Here is a 17,060-nt window from a genome sequence, read left to right as displayed (position 1 = left end):
ATTGAGCTATAAAGCTTACTGTTTTCGCTTATAATAAAAATGGTGTAAATTTTATTTTTTAGGTGTTTTATGAAAATAAATCTATTTACGACATGGATGATTCTTTTTTATCTTAGCATTAGTTTAGTCAGTTGTAAATCGGCTACCAACAATTCGTTAACTTCCGAAGAAAATCTCTCTAGTTCTAGTGAGACTATTTCTCAAACAGGAACCGATTCTGCGACGGTTGATGGGTCTGAAATCGATCTAGAGACTGAAAGGGTAGCGACGCAACCCTGGAATATTACATTTGTGACGAAAGCTCCCAATTACGCAGAATTATCAGAGGATGATTATTGGTCAGTGACATGGCGCGGTATCGAGCAGGCAGGAAAAGACTTTGGAGTTAATGTAGAGTTGGCTTACATTAGCGATCCTTGTGAGAATGAATTGGAATGTATTGAAGCACAAATTAGGCTAATTTCTGAGTATTTAAGCAGTGAAAATACGGATGGAATGATTATTGCTCCGATGGATGCCAATCGTTTGGTTCCCGTGACTGAAAAAATAATTGAGACAGGCATTCCCGTAATTGCTCTAGATAGTGCAATTAATACTGAAAAAGTATTGTCTCTTGTCAGTTTTAATAATTTTCAAGCGGGAAAAGTGATGGGAGAGTGGTTGGTTGAACGACTAGAAGATAATAGTAATGTTTTGATTTTAGAAGGAGTGAGGAGTCAAAGGAGCGCGATCGATCGCCGCAATGGGTTCTTAGCGGGACTCGAACAAGGCAATATCAATGTTCTCGCGACGGAATCTGCTCTTTGGGATCGGGAGATGGCAGAACAAATAACAACTCAATGGCTCAATGATTTCTCGGATATTGATGCGATTATGTGTGCCAATGATACCATGGCTTTGGGGGCGCTCAGGGCCATTCAAAAAGCGGGACGCAGTGATATTTTAATTACCGGTTATGATGCTATTCAGGAGGCGATCGCGGCGATCGCCAAAGGAGAAATTGCTGCTACCATCGATCAATCTCCCGATCTTCAAGCTCGTATTGCTCTACAAATGATGGTGCGTCATTTAGAAACAGGGGGAACCCTTCCTTCTATCATCTATATGCCGGAAATTAAAGTCGTTTCTAAAGAGAATGCACAAAACTCTCTTCAGTAATCAGATTATGATTAATCATGAAGACTCGCAAAAATAAATCCTTAATCAAACAGCTCATTCAAAAAGTATTACTAATCGCGCTTATTAGTATATTCGGTCTAGGTAGCACCATTGTTTTATTAGCCCTCAATCGCATTGATTCAGTACACAAACAAATGCTTGACTCTAATGTGGAAGCAGTTCGAGCATTTGACGAGTATTTTATTCGCTTAAAAGCCAGTATTCTGGCGGCTTCTAACTTACTACAAGCGACTAATGATGTTCAATATGCGATTTTGCAAATCGCCTCCCTAAATCCCTCAATTGTTGATATTCTGATCATGAATCAACAGGGAGAAATAAACGATCAATATCATGCTTTTGGTCGCCCCAATGTTACCCAATATGAATACCCTGAATTGCTCAAAATGGAGCTTAAATTTTCAGAAATATCTTTCAGTCAGATCGCTTATGAAGAAGAAATATCAACGATCGATATCCTCACCCCCTTGTTTGATGAACTGGGAATTCAAACGGGTATATTGATGGTTAGAGTTGATCTAACGGAATTATGGAATACAACCTTGGCGATTCAGGTTGGTGAATCGGGGTATGCTTACATTGTCGATAGCGAAGGTTATCTGATTAGCCATCGCAACCGCAGCTATTTAGTCAATCGCAATCTCACGTTAAAGGATTTATTAGGCCGAACTCCTGAAAGTATTGCCAATACGGAACTGCAATTCTATCGTGGATTGCAGAATAAATGGGTGTTTGCCTCCGGGCAATCTCTGAATGTCGTTCCTTGGTTTGCTATTGTTGAGCAACCGATAGAAGAAGCGTTGTTCTCTCTTTTAATTCCTGCAATTGTGATTGTTTTTATTTTAGGAGCTGTCCTGTTTTTGGTCTACGATATCCTGGTCTTTTTCCGCCATAGAATTGTTTCTCCTCTGCACAAACTTAGCGCTGCTATTGAAAATACCAAACGAGGAGAAGCTATTCGCAATATTTCTTTATCAACTAATGACGAGTTCTCACAATTGGCGAAGGTTTTAGTCAATACCTCCCTAGATAATGCGAATCTTTATCATACCTTAGAACAGAAAGTCGAAGAACGAACAGCAGAGCTAGAGTGCGCGAATCAAGAAATTGGTATTTTAAATGAAAAACTTAAGGCGGAAAATATTCGTTTAAGCTCTGAAATAGAGATCGCAAAAACTATCCAGAAAATGGTTTTGCCAAAACCCGGAGAGCTAAAGAATATATCTTGTTTAGATATTGCTGGGTATATGGAACCTGCGGATGAAGTGGGAGGGGATTATTATGATGTGCTTCAACAAGGGGATCATTTGAAAATCAGCATTGGTGATGTGACGGGACATGGGTTGGAAAGCGGTGTATTAATGCTGATGACTCAAACCGTCGTCCGAACGCTGCAAAAAGTTAATCAAACGAACCCCGTTGAGTTTTTAGATGTACTCAATCAAACGCTATACGATAATTTGCAACGAATGAATTGTGATAAAAATATGACGTTATCGATTCTAGATTATCATGATGGGGTGATGACTCTAAGCGGACAACACGAACACTTGATCCTGGTGCGATTAGAGGGTGAAGTTGAGATTATTGATACAATTGATTTAGGATTTCCGATTGGTTTGGATGGAGAAATTAGGCAGTTTATTAGCCAACAAGATATTCACCTCAACCGGGGAGATGTCGTTGTGTTATATACGGATGGAATTACGGAAGCGGCTAATATGGATCGAGTTCAATATGGCTTAGAACAGTTATGCACTGTGGTAGTTCAGCATCGAGATAAGTCGGCCGAGGGAATTCGAGAGCGGGTGATTCAAGATGTGCGAGAGTTTATTGGGAAGCAGAAGGTGTTTGATGATATTACGTTAGTGGTGATTAAACAGAAATAGGCGATCGCGCTGTAGAGTAAAAGTAATCAGTCATAAGTCATAAGTCAGAGGACGCGGATGGTTGCTAAACGGATTTTACCCTGTCTGGATGTGAGGGCAGGGCGAGTGGTGAAAGGAATTAATTTTGTTAACCTTCAGGATGCGGGCGATCCGGTGGAGTTGGCTTCGATCTACAATGATGCGGGGGCTGATGAGTTGGTGTTTCTGGATATTACAGCCACTCATGAAGACCGGGATATTATTCTGGATGTGGTTTACCGGACGGCCGAGCAGGTGTTTATTCCTCTGACGGTGGGTGGAGGAATTCAATCCTTAGAAATGATTAAAAATTTGTTAAGGGCCGGGGCGGATAAGGTGAGTATCAACTCCTCAGCAGTTCGAGACCCGGATTTGGTGAATCGGGCCAGCGATCGCTTTGGGAATCAGTGTATTGTAGTAGCGATTGATGCAAAAAGACGCGACGATCCTGGGAATCCGGGATGGGATGTTTATGTGCGCGGGGGACGAGAGAATACTGGACTTGATGCCCTCTCCTGGGCGAAGGATGTGGCCGCTCGCGGAGCTGGAGAAATTTTGCTCACAAGCATGGATGCCGATGGCACTCAAGCCGGTTACGATCTGGTGCTAACCCGTACGATTGCTGAAGCGGTGGAAATTCCGGTGATTGCTTCTGGGGGGGCGGGAACCTGCGAACATATCCATGAAGCGTTAACGGACGGCAAGGCTGAAGCGGCTCTTTTAGCCTCCTTATTGCACTACGGTCAACTGTCCGTTGCTCAAATTAAGGAGCATTTGGCCGCCCAAGGTTTGAAGATTAGACAGCCAATGGGGTGATATCTATCACACTCTGTTGGGGAAACAGAGATTTCTACAAGAATTTAAGAATTGAACCGCGACAGTCCTGCAATAACTTGTTACAATACAGGAATTGTTACAATTCTTAAACGAGCAATGATCATTATTCTCATAATTGTCATTGCCTTAGTAGCCTGGTCTTTACATCTGATGGAATCGGCGATTCATACGCGGGAATTCTCTCTGATGTTAGCTGGGGTTCTAGTGGCAGGGGCTGCGGTAGCCATGGTAGCGGTTTATTTTCTCATGGGGCATTATGTCGGCTATTTGAGTGAAGCCGCTCGGTTCAACGATCAGGCCATAGAAGAACCCCGTGAAGTCCTCAGTTGGCTAGTGGAGTTCGATGAAGCTCAACAAACTTGGGTTGAAGGGACAGAGATCGGCCAATACCCAAACCTGGGCGATCGCTAAACTCGGCGATCGCTCAACTCACCCAATAATGCAGTTGGAGAACAACCCAAAAGCCATTATGATTAATAGAGTGACCGGTTCCGAAGTGCTGGTCTCAATTGTCCACCAGTTCCCCAGTTATACAGTATGAGCCGACGGAAAAAGCCAAAAATGCTCGTCGTAGATGACGAACCGGATAATTTGGACTTACTTTATCGAACCTTTAGGCGTGAATTTCAGGTCTCGAAAGCTGAAAGTGGAGCTGAAGCCCTCAAGGTGTTGGCCGCAGAAGGGGAAGTGGCGGTAATTATCTCTGACCAACGGATGCCCCAAATGAAGGGTACAGAGTTCCTCAGTCAGACGGTGGAACAGTATCCGAATACCATGCGGATCATTCTGACTGGGTTTACGGATGTAGAAGATCTTGTAGAAGCCATTAATTCTGGCCAGGTCTATAAATATATAACGAAGCCTTGGGACCCGACAGAATTAAAGGGAGTGGTAGACCGAGCGACTCAAACCTATGAGCTTCTCAAACAGCGCACGGAAGAGTTAGAAACTTGTCAGGCTCAAACCTTATTGCTCTCCACCTTAGTGAAGTTAACCCAAGAACCTCAAGAACTAGAGACGGCTCTGGTGGCGATCGCCCAAGTATTTGCCCAGGCCTTTGACACCCAAGGCTGTATTCTACAAATCGTTAAAGATGGGGCCCTTAGCTCCCCTGTGGGTCGTTATAGCAGTACGGATGCTCCCATTGACTTAAGTACAGATCCCTTAGTAGAAGAAGCCCTTTCGTCAGGGACTCCCCAATATTCACAACCAACGGATGGCTCCATTAAGGCTCATCTGGCAATTCCCATCCACTATCAGCAAAACCGGTTAGCCCTACTTTCCCTGCAATGGACAGAGACTTATAACCTGAGTGAGGAAGAAAAAACCTCCATTCATACCTCGGCCCAACTGGTGGGGTTACTGATTGCCGCGATGAGTTAGGCAATGGGGAAATGGGGAGATAGAAACCCAACTAATTTAACCATTGTCAATTTAGCTCTGAAACTATAGCTTAGAAGCACAAGTCATTGACCTTCACCCTCTTGTGTTGCCTTTTCCCTATGTCTCAGGAGCCATTTTTTATTCAGTTAACGTGGCACGATCCAGAAACGGGCGATCGCCAAAACCCCGTATTGCCCTTACCGGTTGCCTTGGGTCGAGAGGAGATCTCGATGCCCAAGACCGTAGAAAATCAGACTGTTACCCCCGTGGTACTCGACCATAAAAAAGTCTCTCGCCTCCATGCCCTCATTACCCTAGAAGGGAACCAGATCCTCTTGACCGATCGGAGTGCCAATGGTACGCGATTACACAATCATCTGCTGCAACAGGGAACCCTACCCATTCAGAGTCAAGACCAGATCGAAATTGGCCCCTATAAAATCACGTTAAGCTTGGTCAGTCAATACGATCCGAAAGCCACGGAACCGGAAACCACTCGGCGATCGCCCCTGAGTCCTCAAACTCAAACCACCCTGAATCCTTGGTGGTCTCAGTCTTGGATCATTGGTATTATGGGCGCGGCGATCGCTGTCTGTATCGCTGTGGGCACATGGGCCCTGGTGAGTTGGTTATTGGAAAAGTCTAGACCGTCTAGACCGGCGGTAGAAGAGGCATTTAGGGTGGAATTACGGAAATGATCAAATTGAGGTGGCGTTGGATACTGGTGACTCTGTTGGTGTGTCTGTTAACCCTAGTCGCTCATCCAAGTTGGGGACGCTCTCCCTTTAGCCCCATTGAGAATCGGGCAACTGTGGAAATGGATGGTAAGGTTTTATTTGAAGTTAGGGGGATTGTGGGCTTTCCAGCTCCTGAGAGAGCGGAGGTAATTAATACCAAGCTCGAACAAGTGCTGCAATCCCATTTAAGACCCGGTTCACCCCTTCCCCAATACTCGATCGATCCGGATAATGAGCAATCAATTTTAAGTTTTGACAATTCCTATTTGTTAACCGTGACTCCTGTGGATGTGCGGGGGGAGCGCACCACAGAATCTCAAGCGCGACGCTATGCGGCTCTAATTTTAAGCGGAATTGAGACAGCCCAGTATGAGCGCACGGCTGAGTATCTGCGCCAAGCAGTATTGGTGATGCTGGGGGTGTTGTTTGTGGCCCTTGGCCTTCATATAGGAGTCAATAAGGGGGTGCAGTGGGGAGAGCGTCGGCTAAGAATATGGATGGACTCTGGGAGATGGCAGTTTGGGCGCTTGCAAATCCCGGATAAATTACTGCATCGGTTAATTAAGTTAGTCCGTTTTGGGATGTTGTTCGGGTTGTGGTGGGCCGTTGGATATTATGTTACCGATCTGTTTCCCCTGTTGCGGCGATCGCGCTATTGGTTTTTCGATCTGATTCTAGAGAGTTTAACCGACCCCGTTTTTACCCTCAATGAGAATAGCTATTCCCTGTTAGATCTGCTGACCTTAATTGGGTTGACGGTGGGGTTATGGTTTGGGGTGCGATCGCTCACTCGCCTCTTCCGAATCCGTGTCCTTGCCTTTACCAGTACCGATCGCGCCGTGCAAGATGTATTAGGGGTGCTGGTGCAATCCCTACTCATGTTTCTAGGGCTGTTGATTATCTTACAAATTTGGGGATTAGATGTTAGCTCTTTAACCATTATCGCCAGTGTGTTGGGGGTAGGGATTGGGTTTGGACTGCAAAATATTGCCAATAATTTAATCAGTGGCTTGATTATTACCTTCGAGCGCCATGTGCAAGCCGGAGATTTTGTTGAGGTGGCAAATTTAATGGGAACCGTGGAACAGGTAGGCGCTCGCAGTACCCAGATTTTAACCTTGGATCAAATTTCCATTATTGTGCCCAATTCCCGGTTTTTGGAAACAGAGGTGATTAACTGGAGCCATAGTAACCCAGTGTCGCGGTTGCGTTTGCCCGTGGGAGTCTCCTACAATTGCAACCCAGAACAGGTGCGCTCTGTCCTTTTAAATACGGCTCAGTCCCATCCCGATGTCATGGTTGAGCCGGTTCCCCAGGTGTTATTTAAGGGGTTTGGGGATAGTTCTTTGGATTTTGAGCTATTGGTATGGATCAGGGAACCGCGCCAACAATTTCAGCTCAAAAGTGACCTCTATTTTCGCTTAGAAAAAGCCCTGCGCTACTATAATTTGGAGATTCCCTATCCTCAACGGGATTTACATCTGCGATCGACCCATATCGACGAGATGCTACAGCAGTTGCAAAAAGGCACAGAAGCCAAACCTGAGCCGCAGAACAGCCCCCCTTTAGAGTTGACCGATACAGCATTGGAGGATCTGATCGAGAACATGCAAGGGGAAGAAGGGGTAGAGATTAAGGATCGATGGTATCGAGGGAATTTCTATCCCGGTGTGTTTGTGGCTGCTGAAGCGGTCGATTGGTGGATGAAAGCACTGAAGTTGAAACAACCGCAAGCGGTGCAGTTAGGGCAATTGTTGTGCGATCGCCAAATCATCCATCACGTTTTTCAGGATATCCCCTTTCAGGACAGTTACGAGTTTTACCGCTTTGATTAAGCTGACATATATTTTTGTTATTGACACTTTTGATTGTAATTGTTAGACTCGAACTATGAAAACATTGCAACAGCTTTCACAAGAGCAGCCCCTCTGGTCTCTGGAGGAATTTGCCCAGGTGTTAAATGAGTTGTTGCCTCAATTTTTACCGGATCGGCAAGCCCACTCCCGGCGATCGCGTGAAGAGGTCAACCCTCGTTTAGTCCGCCATTATGCCAGTCAGGGGTTGCTCGATGAGCCACTCAAACAGGGGAGGGAGGCCCGTTATACTTACCGTCATCTGTTACAGATGTTGTTAATCAGACGATTACTCAGTGAGGGATTCGGCACGAGCGCCCTGCAATCCTTTGTGGTGGCAAAAACCGATACTGAGTTAGAGTCCCTGCTACAGGGAGGGGTGCAACTGGCCTTAGAACCGGCGAATCCGGCTTTAGCGTTTCTCGAACAAGTGAAACAGCGATCGCCCGAAGCCCCCCCTGCTCCCCAACGAAGCATCGGTTCTCCGGGCAAACACCAGAAACGTCCCCTAGTTTCCGAGGCAACACAACCCACCCCAGAAGACTGGAAACACCTAGAAATCTTACCGGGTTTAGAAATCCATCTGCGATCGGATGTCACCCTACCCACCAGTCCCCAAGAGCAGAAAAACCTGGTGCAAGCCATTCTCCAGGCGCTCTTAGCTCTGCATTCTTCTTAATTGCATTGGAGGAAGTCTTTATGCAACCTGCGATCGAATTTATCCCTCTCCGTGGGGCTGTATGCACGGAAATTCCCACCACCCTCGATGTTTTAATCCGGATTACACCCCCTGCCCCCCAGGTGACCCAGGAACGGCCACCCATTAATCTCAGCTTGGTGCTAGATCGGTCGGGTTCCATGGCAGACCGGAACAAAATTACCTTCACCAAACAAGCGGCTGCCTATGCCGTAAATGCCTTATTGCCGAGCGATCGCGTCAGTGTGGTCACCTTTGAGAGCCGCATTAAAACCCCCGTTCCCAGTCAACTCCTACAGAATAAACGCTATATCCTGCAACAAATCCAACAGATTCAAGCTGGGGGCGGAACCGCCCTTCATGCCGGTTGGATAGAAGGAGGGGTACAGGTGAGCCAACATCTCAAACCGGATTCCCTCAACCGGATAATTTTGCTATCAGACGGTATTGCTAATGTGGGGGAAACCAACCCGGATGCGATCGCCGCCGATGTCCATGGACTCGCCCAGAGGGGAGTCAGTACAACGACGATGGGCGTGGGCGATGACTATAATGAAACCCTGTTAGAGGCGATCGCCGCCAGTGGCGATGGCAACTACTACTACATCGAAAGTCCCGACCAACTCCCCGACATTTTCGCCATGGAATTGCAAGGCTTGATGGCGACTCAGGGCAAAAACGTCAGTTTAGGCTTCACCCTGCCCCATCCCGTGCAACTGCTCGATGTCTTCAACGACTTTACCACCCTCCCCAATGGTGAGTATCAACTGCCTAACCTGATTGCTGGCAATCCCTTTACCGTTGCCCTACGGCTACACATTCCGGCCCAAACCCTGCCATCTATCCTCACCCTGAATCTAGCCTGGGATGATGTGGAAACCGGTCAACGGCAACAGCTCAATCAATCCCTGACCTTACCCTGGGTGAACCGGCAAAGCTTAAGCGAATTTCTCTTTAACCCAGAAGTGCAGCAAGAAGTAGCCGCTCTGCTGGCCTCCCGTGCTAAAAAAGAAGCCGCCGAGCAAGCCCGACTGGGGCAGTATGACCTAGCCGAACAAACCATCGCCAAAGGCATGGAAGTGATTCAATCTGCTCCTGCTTCCCCAGCCATGAGTCAGGAATCAAACGCCCTGGAGTCTTTGAGTACCAACCTGAAACGGCGGGAATACGAGCAATTTAGTAAACGCGGTCATTTTGAATCCCATAGTCGCAGTCGCGGATGGGGACAATCCCGTTATGGTGAATATCAACAAGAGCGTCAAAAGAGGGTCGGATCTCCCTCACCGGTTCCCCAGTCAGGACAGGGGGCAAAACTTTGGCAACAGATGGGCGATCGGATTAAAGTCGTCAAAGGAGACATTACTCAGATTGGGGTTGAGGCGATCGTTAATGCCACCAATCCCCTGATGAGCGGCACATTTGGAGTCGATGCCGCCATTCACCGAGCCGCCGGCCCAGAATTACGCCAAGCCTGCAACGCCCTGGTGACCTGTGATGTAGGCGAAGCCAAAATTACCCCCGCCTTTAATCTGCCTGCCCAATATGTGATTCACACCGTCGGCCCCGGTTGGCAAGAGGGACGTGCGAAGGAAGAAGAACAGCTCACCAACTGTTACCGGAATGCCCTTAATTTAGCCTTGCAAAAGGGATTAAAAACCGTCTCTTTTCCTTCCATTGCCACGGGTGCGTTAGGATGTCCCCCAGACTGGGCAGCCTCCATCGCCCTACGCACGATTAGCAAAGTGTTGCAACAACACCCCTCAATCGAGCAAGTGATTGTTGTCTGTTGGGACGATCGCAATTATCAATGTTATCAGGCCCTGTTGTGAGTTGTCATTGCGACCGCAGGGAAGCATTCGCGTTTCACGCAAGCTTCGCTTTCATGTCGGCGACAGCCGAAACGCCAAGATTGGGGGATTTTGCGATTGCTTCATTCCACTTCATTCCATTCGCAATGACTGATCTCAATGAGACTGTACTCCGTTACAGCGCAAAGCGCTGTATCACTAGGGCAAACAATGACTAATGGGAATATCTGGATAAGCCTGGATTTGTTCAACTTCTAAGGCTATATCCCGTTCTTCTCTGGATAAATCATAGCGAATTTTTACCACGGCTTTTAACTCCAAGTTCTCGATATTGACCTCTTCTCCTAATGCTTGCAGGCGCAGAGATTCAATCGGAATGGTTTCGGACATGGGGAGCAAATTACCATTCTGATTCTCAATTAATCTGGCTCCTGTGCTGGTGTACAAAGGAACCCAATCCTGTTCCTGCAAAGCATAAACCTGATAAACGGCATTGGCATATCGAGTCAGGGGTTTATCTAAAATGTTCAGTTGAATCAGTAATCCCCCTTGTCTGGCTGAGGTGAGGCGAGATAACTTGAGTTGAGTTGTCCAATCTTGTTGGGTTTCTACGGGTGCAGCAGTGGCGACGAAATTAGCGGGACAACGGATCGATCGCTCGACAATTCGTTGAGAGAGATAGGAGGGAAAGAGGCGATTAGGATATAGGGTTTCAAAGGTTTCTTTAATGGCAATCAGGTTGGGTAAAGGCTTAGAAAAATCTCGCATTAATTCTCCGTTGAGAATCTCGGCATAATCCCTAGAGGAGAGGGGCTGAACGAGATTAAAACGACCGTCGGATTCAATGATGATGTCTTGTCCTTGCTGGACGGAAACTGGGGCTAAATTGGGGAGTTCAGGATTGCTGATTTCCAGTTCTCCTTCTAAAACGGCATAGTGGGTTTGGTTATTGTCCAATCGTTCGAGTAAATAAGTGGCTTCCCGAACGTTGGAGTCAACGTTGGGAGTACAAGCACTACTCGCTCCACTGACTAATACCTGTCCCTGTTGCAGTTGTAAGCATTGACTCCCCAGAATCAGAGCGGAATCGGTTCCCAAACGGGCGATCGCCCCGGTATTCAATTTAAGTTCTACTCTCGCTCCCGTGGTTTGAATCCGTTCCCCTAATCTGGCTTTGTCATTTTGACCCACGAGACGACGATTAATTAAGACTTGTCTACCCACAATTTCGGCGATCGTTGCTTCCGTAATCCGAGCATTCTGGGCAATACTGGGGGGTAAAGACGGTTGGGCAAGAATCGTTAAACTGACCGTGGCTAAAAATACCCATATCCACCGAGACAAGCGCCCCGATGTTCTCAGTTGTCTAACCCACGAAACAATTGTAGTTACCATAATTGGGGTCAAGTGGCATTGTGAATATCCTGGATAATAGCCTAGAGCAGACGATTAAGAGTCGTCAAAGTTCCCTGGCGATCCTATCGGGTAAAATTATCTCCTCTCGCTTTCATCACCCTCTAAAATCCCTTAAAATCCATTAAAGTTCTTCAGTGTTGTGACCTAAACGCTCATCCGTGAATCATCCTTCTTCGAGTTCTTCCGATCAGCGTCAACAGACGCTTTCATCCACTCACTATGTCCGATTAGGGGTTCATCCTTTGGCTTCTGCGTTGGAGATTCGCCGCGCCTATCGAGAGCTGAGTAAGCGCTATCATCCGGATACAACGGAGCTAGATCCGGATGTGGCAACCCAGCGCTTTCACGATCTCAATGAAGCCTATGCAGTCTTAAGTAATCCAGAGCGTCGAGGCATCTACGATCGCGCCATGGGTTATTCTCGGTTCTATGTAGTGCGTCCTCCTGTGGATTTGCGCTCCGGGAACTCCCCAAAGGAGTATCGTTCTTCAGCTTATCTCGATTCGACCGATCGCCCCCTGTCTGCCGGGGAACTCTTTGCCCTGTTTATTCTGGGACTGACCTTTGTGATATGTTTAGGATTGGCGATCGCGATCGCCTGGCTGCATCCCGAACTGATTTCACCCACCCTATCCCTACCCCCATCCCCCTAAATTTATCTTCTCGATCTTCTTTTCCATCTATGTCCCTTCCTACTCCCGACACTCCCCTATACAACCATCCCCTCCCCCAAATTGAACAATGGTTAACTCAACTGGGGGGTAAACAAGATAAAGAAGAACTCCATTGTTGGCGGTTAAAACATAACAGTTGGGAAGCCGAAATTTATTTAGAAACCGAACAGCTCATCGTCTGCTACTTAAAAGCAGGAAATGACGGCAACGATATTCAGAGAGGATTTAAATATTCCCTCAGTCGTCAAGATATCCAAGCTGCCGTATTAGACGGCCCGTAAATAATGAACAATTAACAATTAACAATTAACAATTATTTACTGTAGGGGCGGGTTATACCCAAATCTTGTAGATTGATCACTATTTTTGTATTCATGTCCGCTTGCGGAAACCCGCCCTCCCCCACTTCCGTTGCAACGGAATGCGAGGCGTAATCGAAATATCGTAGTTAATAAACGATAACACCAACTGGAAGCCCAGAATAATTGGCAGCGCCGCTAACATCACCGTTCCCGCAGTCGCCGTTTCACCCGTAGTAAAACTTTTCAGCCAAGCCACAGCCCCGAAAATAAACCCAAAACCCAATAACGGCAATCCTAGCAACAGCTCTAGGGAGGCGATCGAAAAACTTCTCAGATAATAATTATAGAAAATTCGCTTAATAAAATTATGGCAATTCCCCCATAGAAACGGCAGAAAAATCTTCATAATCTTCAAATTACTCTCTTCCTCTCCATATTGGGAAGCCATCGGAATATCCATCACCACCGCTTGCACTGTATTCAGACGAAACAGTAAATCCGACTCAAAGAAAAACCGTTTACTCAATTTCCGCAACGGAATCAATTCTAAAACCGTATGATGAATCGCAGTATAGCCATTCGTAGGATCGAATAATTCCCAATATCCAGAAGAAAGTTTCGTTAAAAACGATAAACCCGCATTCCCCAATACTCGAATCATCGGCATTCCTTGCAGGTGTTCGGGATGATAAAAACGGTTTCCTTTTGTATAATCTGCTTCTCCTGCGAGCAACGGCGCAATCAATTGAGGGATAAAACGGGGATTCATTTGCCCATCCCCATCCAGCTTAATCAAAATGGTGGCTCCGTCCAGAAGTGCCTGTTGATATCCCGTAATCACTGCACCACCAACCCCCTGATTTTGGGCATGATAGAGAACTTGAACTCGGCAATCTTGACTATTTTTTTCTACAAACTCCCCCGTATTTTCCGGGCAACAATCATCCACTAGGTAGATTTTATCCACTGCTGCACCAATTTCTGATAACACAGAATGGATATGTTGGCGCACTCGGTAACAGGGAATAATCACAGCAATTAGCGGCTTTGAACTCAATTCAACTCCCCTCTGTTATTGATAATTCATAATAATTAAACCAGACATAATCAGGGCAACTCCCACCAAGTAGCGAGCATCGACTTTTTCCCCTAAGAATAAGCTACTGAGCAGGGGAACAATCACAAACGCTAATGCCATAAACGGATAAGCTTGATTGAGCGGAATAAACCGCAATAACCACATCCAAAACAGGGTAGCCGAGCCATAAATAATCAGGGCGCTCCACAGATAGGGATTGCTTAAATAGCTCATCAGGGTTAACCCTTGGGGAGAGTGGGTATTACTAAAGTTAGCGGCTAACTTAAACAGGAGTTGCCCAAGGCTAATGCTGAAGACACAGGCAATTAAGTAAGTGATGATGGGTAATGTCATGTTTTTTGGGGTTTAAATCTCCATACCGTGATTAAAAATAAGGGAAACAGATTCCAGACGAGGGGGACAAATTGACGGTGAATCGGGTGAAATCCTTCAGATTCTAGATAGGCTTCGACTTCGTATCCGGTATGATAATGATCGATGGGTTTTTCGATATTGAAAAGGGTGCGTAATCCTTGATAAATCCAGTTTTCTGTGGGTAGGGAGGTAATTAAAACCCCGTTGGGTTTGAGCCAAGATTTTAGGGGTTGGGTGGGAATAGATAAATCTTGGAAGTGTTCGAGAACATCAGCCGCAATAATGGCATCGAAGGATTCATGGGGCAGCTTGACTTGACTGACATCTTGTTTGATAATCTGAATATTGGATAAGTTATAGTGAGCGATAACTTGACGGGCTTCTCGATCTTCGAGATCTAGGAAAAAGACGCGATCGAAGTCTTCGGCTAATGTGGGCAAGAAAATGCCGCCACCCCCACCAAAGTCTAGGCAAGTTTCCCGTTGAATATACAGATCTTGTAAGATGGAGTAGATTAATCTGAGTCGCATCCAGAAGACGGCTCGGATTAAATCGAGTTTAGAATAGTACAGGGTGGGGATGCGATCGTTATCGGTTGCAATTTGGGCTAAAAAATCTGGATCGAGTTGAATAAACATCTAAGCTTCTTTTTGATAAATCTGGAGCAGGATATCGGAGGGACAGTTATGAATGAGAGGGTAGAGGAGAACCAACCCGATATAAAGTATAGCCGACATGAGCCACCCAGAGCTTTGATCCATGCGTAACCGTTGCCAGAGTCCTTTGATTTCAAGGGTTTCTAAGGTTTGACTGTGGAGCAGCTTAAAGCCATAGGGGGTTAGATAGTGTTCTAGGTTGTGGGGATTGACGTAAATGAGATGGGGAAATCGATAGTGTTTCTGCCACAGTCTATCCCAGGGTTTACTATATCCAAATTGGGCGAGTTTTTCGGCAATTTTGAAGAAGATTCCTTGACTATTGGGAATGTTAATAATCAGTTTTCCGCCAGGGTTGAGGTGATGATAACAGGCTTGGAAAATGGTGGGTAAGTCGGGTAAGTGTTCGAGGGAGTCGTTAAAGGAGATGATATCATAGCGTTCTGCGTCGTCTAAACAGTCGGGAAAGTAGCCGATTTTAAGGGTTAATCCTTGTTTAATTCCTTGCAGGGCGACGGCTTCTTCGGGTTCAATTCCTACGGCTTCTATTCCCCGTTGGGCGGCTGCTTCTAGGAACCATCCATAGGCGCATCCGACATCACAAAGGCGCTGGTTTTCTAAGGGGCCATAGGTTTGTAAATGGTCAAGAATTTTGTTAAAGTTGTTGAGGCGTAGTTGTTTTAAGCCTTGGGCGCGATTTTCTTCAATGATGGCTTCTGAGTGTTGTGTGATATCAGTGCTGAAGTCGGAAACCCAGATCTGGCACTGTTGGCAGTATAATAGACCAGGCGATCGCCTGGCTTGAAGAGTCGCTTGACAAACGGGACATTCTTGCATAGTTCTGTGAATAGAGCTTTGCTGGTCAATGAAGTGGAACATATATAAGCCGACCGACTAGATAGGGGCACTTTGACAACGCTTTTAAGAGTCCGATTTTGGACTGCTTAAGAATCTGCGTGGCTTCAGCCCCCAGAGTGTCAATAAAGCGGCTATCCTTCGGAAAAGCGATGGACAACGCTTTCTGCTTGACCAAGCCTCTCAATGACCTGTTCTGCATCAATCAGTCGCTTGAGAACCACTTGGCCGATGGTTTGGTTGGTGGGAGAGTCGGCCATGGGTTTGACTTCCACCATGAGTACAGCCTCTTCAACTCGATAGAGCCATAGGGTTTGTTGATGTTCCACAATACCCATGTTGAGAGGCTCAATTTGTGGTTTTCTGCGCCAAACCACTTCATTCCAGATTCCTCCAAATTCCCAGACGCGGCCAATAATCCATCCATCTGATAAGAAAAAGTATTTTACAGACAAGGTTCCGGCACTCCACACAGATGTTTTTGATGATTCAAATAGCTTACCCTGCTCTGGGTATGGCGTTAAGTCTGATTCGTTCTCCCTTTGCTGAGTCAACAGCTCTAGGTTGAATGGGCCGAGATGGAAAATCTTGGCTAACCCCTTGACAAGAGCCAACGGTTAGTGTAGCTTAATAAAGTGATGCGGGTATAGCTCAGTGGTAGAGCGTCACCTTGCCAAGGTGAATGTCGCGCGTTCGAATCGCGTTACCCGCTTTATAAAGTCTAAGAGAAAGTTTCATCGTGTTTAATCTTTGCAGTTAAACTAGATGGATAGGGAACTTTTGCCTAGATTGAATCAACAGGGTTAGAGCCGATCGCCACTTCTCGTTTAGGATCGAGAAGAGTCTCAATTCATCTGAAATTAGAATACGGGTGACTTGTGAAGTCTAAACCAGCTCAAAAAATTGATTTGACCATCCATGATTATCCTTGTCCTTGCCGTTGCAAAGGTCGCTTACAGCCGATTTTGCTCACGGAAGCGTTTGGATGCGATCGCTGTCAGAAAATTTTTGCGGTTGAAGAAAATAGCTATGTTTTGCAGCAGGTTTCAACCAGTTCTCCCTACAAGAAAACCTGGTACTGGACAGGGACACAATGGGTAGCAACCCATTCAGATTTGAAGGAATATTACTTACCGGTGGGTTTGTTGGTCATTTTAGTGTTACCCATTGTATGGTTATCCTTATATTTTCTCTTAGCGCCATCAGGGTCGAGTATTATAGTGTGGGTGTTCATTCCCTTGATCCTACTCCTATTGCTGGCACTGATGAAATGGCTGGTGTATCGACGCTCTTCTTAAATGAT

At 46.2% G+C, this 17,060-nt stretch carries 18 protein-coding genes and 1 tRNA gene; 13 read left to right on the top strand and 6 right to left on the bottom strand.

Annotated elements, in window-relative coordinates; translation table 11 throughout:
* The first annotated feature begins 69 nt into the window (after positions 1–69).
* The 9 genes from PMG25_RS06210 to PMG25_RS06170 all read left to right on the top strand — a co-directional run bounded on the left by PMG25_RS06210 (position 70) and on the right by PMG25_RS06170 (position 10,422).
* A complete protein-coding gene (locus PMG25_RS06210; RefSeq protein ID WP_283766035.1) occupies positions 70–1,158 on the top strand; it encodes a sugar ABC transporter substrate-binding protein in 1,089 nt (362 codons plus the stop codon).
* 17 nt (positions 1,159–1,175) lie between these two features.
* Positions 1,176–3,068, top strand: coding sequence for a SpoIIE family protein phosphatase (locus PMG25_RS06205; RefSeq protein WP_283766034.1), 1,893 nt, complete (start codon positions 1,176–1,178; stop codon positions 3,066–3,068).
* A gap of 57 nt (positions 3,069–3,125) precedes the next feature.
* On the top strand, positions 3,126–3,902 hold the full coding sequence (gene hisF / locus PMG25_RS06200) for an imidazole glycerol phosphate synthase subunit HisF (protein ID WP_283766033.1): 777 nt from the start codon (positions 3,126–3,128) through the stop codon (positions 3,900–3,902).
* Positions 3,903–4,019: 117 nt separating this feature from the next.
* On the top strand, positions 4,020–4,334 hold the full coding sequence (locus PMG25_RS06195) for a hypothetical protein (protein WP_283764841.1): 315 nt from the start codon (positions 4,020–4,022) through the stop codon (positions 4,332–4,334).
* A gap of 150 nt (positions 4,335–4,484) precedes the next feature.
* Entirely contained in the window at positions 4,485–5,306 is an 822-nt protein-coding gene (locus PMG25_RS06190; protein ID WP_283766032.1) for a response regulator, read from the top strand.
* Positions 5,307–5,425: 119 nt separating this feature from the next.
* Positions 5,426–6,004, top strand: coding sequence for an FHA domain-containing protein (locus PMG25_RS06185; protein WP_283766031.1), 579 nt, complete (start codon positions 5,426–5,428; stop codon positions 6,002–6,004).
* A complete protein-coding gene (locus PMG25_RS06180) occupies positions 6,001–7,878 on the top strand; it encodes a mechanosensitive ion channel domain-containing protein (RefSeq protein WP_283766030.1) in 1,878 nt (625 codons plus the stop codon). Before PMG25_RS06185 ends, PMG25_RS06180 begins: the two co-directional genes overlap by 4 nt.
* 55 nt (positions 7,879–7,933) lie before the next feature.
* Entirely contained in the window at positions 7,934–8,575 is a 642-nt protein-coding gene (locus PMG25_RS06175) for a MerR family transcriptional regulator (protein ID WP_283766029.1), read from the top strand.
* A gap of 20 nt (positions 8,576–8,595) precedes the next feature.
* Positions 8,596–10,422: a macro domain-containing protein gene (locus tag PMG25_RS06170; protein WP_283766028.1), complete on the top strand. Its 1,827-nt coding sequence runs from the start codon at positions 8,596–8,598 to the stop codon at positions 10,420–10,422.
* A gap of 177 nt (positions 10,423–10,599) precedes the next feature.
* Here PMG25_RS06170 and PMG25_RS06165 read toward each other — a convergent pair whose 3' ends face one another.
* Positions 10,600–11,796, bottom strand: a complete 1,197-nt coding sequence (locus PMG25_RS06165; protein ID WP_283766027.1) for a FecR family protein — start codon at positions 11,794–11,796, stop codon at positions 10,600–10,602.
* A 179-nt stretch (positions 11,797–11,975) separates the two neighbouring features.
* Here PMG25_RS06165 and PMG25_RS06160 point away from each other — a divergent pair, with 179 nt between their 5' ends.
* Together PMG25_RS06160 and PMG25_RS06155 are read left to right on the top strand one after the other, a co-directional pair.
* Complete coding sequence (locus PMG25_RS06160; protein WP_283766026.1) at positions 11,976–12,470, top strand: J domain-containing protein; 495 nt, start codon at positions 11,976–11,978, stop codon at positions 12,468–12,470.
* A gap of 29 nt (positions 12,471–12,499) precedes the next feature.
* Positions 12,500–12,772 (top strand): DUF3143 domain-containing protein, encoded by a 273-nt coding sequence (locus PMG25_RS06155; RefSeq protein ID WP_283766025.1) that lies wholly within the window; start codon positions 12,500–12,502, stop codon positions 12,770–12,772.
* Between the two features lie 91 nt (positions 12,773–12,863).
* Here the strand turns inward: PMG25_RS06155 and PMG25_RS06150 are convergent, their stop codons facing one another.
* The 5 genes from PMG25_RS06150 to PMG25_RS06130 form a co-directional block, all read right to left on the bottom strand.
* Positions 12,864–13,850, bottom strand: coding sequence for a glycosyltransferase family 2 protein (locus tag PMG25_RS06150; RefSeq protein WP_283766024.1), 987 nt, complete (start codon positions 13,848–13,850; stop codon positions 12,864–12,866).
* Between the two features lie 15 nt (positions 13,851–13,865).
* On the bottom strand, positions 13,866–14,225 hold the full coding sequence (locus PMG25_RS06145) for a DMT family transporter (protein WP_283766023.1): 360 nt from the start codon (positions 14,223–14,225) through the stop codon (positions 13,866–13,868).
* Positions 14,222–14,884 (bottom strand): class I SAM-dependent methyltransferase, encoded by a 663-nt coding sequence (locus tag PMG25_RS06140; protein ID WP_283766022.1) that lies wholly within the window; start codon positions 14,882–14,884, stop codon positions 14,222–14,224. The genes PMG25_RS06145 and PMG25_RS06140 overlap by 4 nt, the downstream gene beginning before the upstream one ends.
* The gene (locus tag PMG25_RS06135) at positions 14,885–15,739 is read right to left on the bottom strand and encodes a class I SAM-dependent methyltransferase (protein WP_283766021.1); all 855 of its coding nucleotides are present in this window, start codon (positions 15,737–15,739) and stop codon (positions 14,885–14,887) included.
* 152 nt (positions 15,740–15,891) lie between these two features.
* Positions 15,892–16,212 carry a hypothetical protein gene (locus PMG25_RS06130; protein ID WP_347178756.1) on the bottom strand — a complete coding sequence of 107 codons (321 nt, stop codon included), beginning with the start codon at positions 16,210–16,212 and terminating at the stop codon, positions 15,892–15,894.
* A gap of 185 nt (positions 16,213–16,397) precedes the next feature.
* On the opposite strand from PMG25_RS06130, the gene PMG25_RS06125 reads away from it, so the two are divergent.
* Positions 16,398–16,469, top strand: a tRNA-Gly gene (locus PMG25_RS06125).
* Positions 16,470–16,635: 166 nt separating this feature from the next.
* Positions 16,636–17,055, top strand: coding sequence for a hypothetical protein (locus PMG25_RS06120; protein WP_283766019.1), 420 nt, complete (start codon positions 16,636–16,638; stop codon positions 17,053–17,055).
* Positions 17,056–17,060: the final 5 nt, after the last annotated feature.

It is taken from the genome of Roseofilum capinflatum BLCC-M114 (genome assembly GCF_030068505.1).
Taxonomy (GTDB): domain Bacteria; phylum Cyanobacteriota; class Cyanobacteriia; order Cyanobacteriales; family Desertifilaceae; genus Roseofilum; species Roseofilum capinflatum.
Note: the sequence above shows the minus strand (reverse complement) of the source record. Positions and strands in the feature narration are given on the sequence as shown.

Bases quoted from the DNA above. Each gene is read 5' to 3' on its own strand.
- PMG25_RS06175 (WP_283766029.1), top strand. From the start codon at position 7,934: ATGAAAACATTGCAACAGCTTTCACAAGAGCAGCCCCTCTGGTCTCTG.
- PMG25_RS06205 (WP_283766034.1), top strand. From the start codon at position 1,176: ATGAAGACTCGCAAAAATAAATCCTTAATCAAACAGCTCATTCAAAAA.
- PMG25_RS06195 (WP_283764841.1), top strand. From the start codon at position 4,020: ATGATCATTATTCTCATAATTGTCATTGCCTTAGTAGCCTGGTCTTTA.
- PMG25_RS06145 (WP_283766023.1), bottom strand. From the start codon at position 14,225: ATGACATTACCCATCATCACTTACTTAATTGCCTGTGTCTTCAGCATT.
- PMG25_RS06140 (WP_283766022.1), bottom strand. From the start codon at position 14,884: ATGTTTATTCAACTCGATCCAGATTTTTTAGCCCAAATTGCAACCGAT.
- PMG25_RS06165 (WP_283766027.1), bottom strand. From the start codon at position 11,796: ATGGTAACTACAATTGTTTCGTGGGTTAGACAACTGAGAACATCGGGG.
- PMG25_RS06170 (WP_283766028.1), top strand. From the start codon at position 8,596: ATGCAACCTGCGATCGAATTTATCCCTCTCCGTGGGGCTGTATGCACG.
- PMG25_RS06185 (WP_283766031.1), top strand. From the start codon at position 5,426: ATGTCTCAGGAGCCATTTTTTATTCAGTTAACGTGGCACGATCCAGAA.
- PMG25_RS06135 (WP_283766021.1), bottom strand. From the start codon at position 15,739: ATGCAAGAATGTCCCGTTTGTCAAGCGACTCTTCAAGCCAGGCGATCG.
- hisF (WP_283766033.1), top strand. From the start codon at position 3,126: ATGGTTGCTAAACGGATTTTACCCTGTCTGGATGTGAGGGCAGGGCGA.
- PMG25_RS06190 (WP_283766032.1), top strand. From the start codon at position 4,485: ATGCTCGTCGTAGATGACGAACCGGATAATTTGGACTTACTTTATCGA.
- PMG25_RS06180 (WP_283766030.1), top strand. From the start codon at position 6,001: ATGATCAAATTGAGGTGGCGTTGGATACTGGTGACTCTGTTGGTGTGT.
- PMG25_RS06210 (WP_283766035.1), top strand. From the start codon at position 70: ATGAAAATAAATCTATTTACGACATGGATGATTCTTTTTTATCTTAGC.
- PMG25_RS06155 (WP_283766025.1), top strand. From the start codon at position 12,500: ATGTCCCTTCCTACTCCCGACACTCCCCTATACAACCATCCCCTCCCC.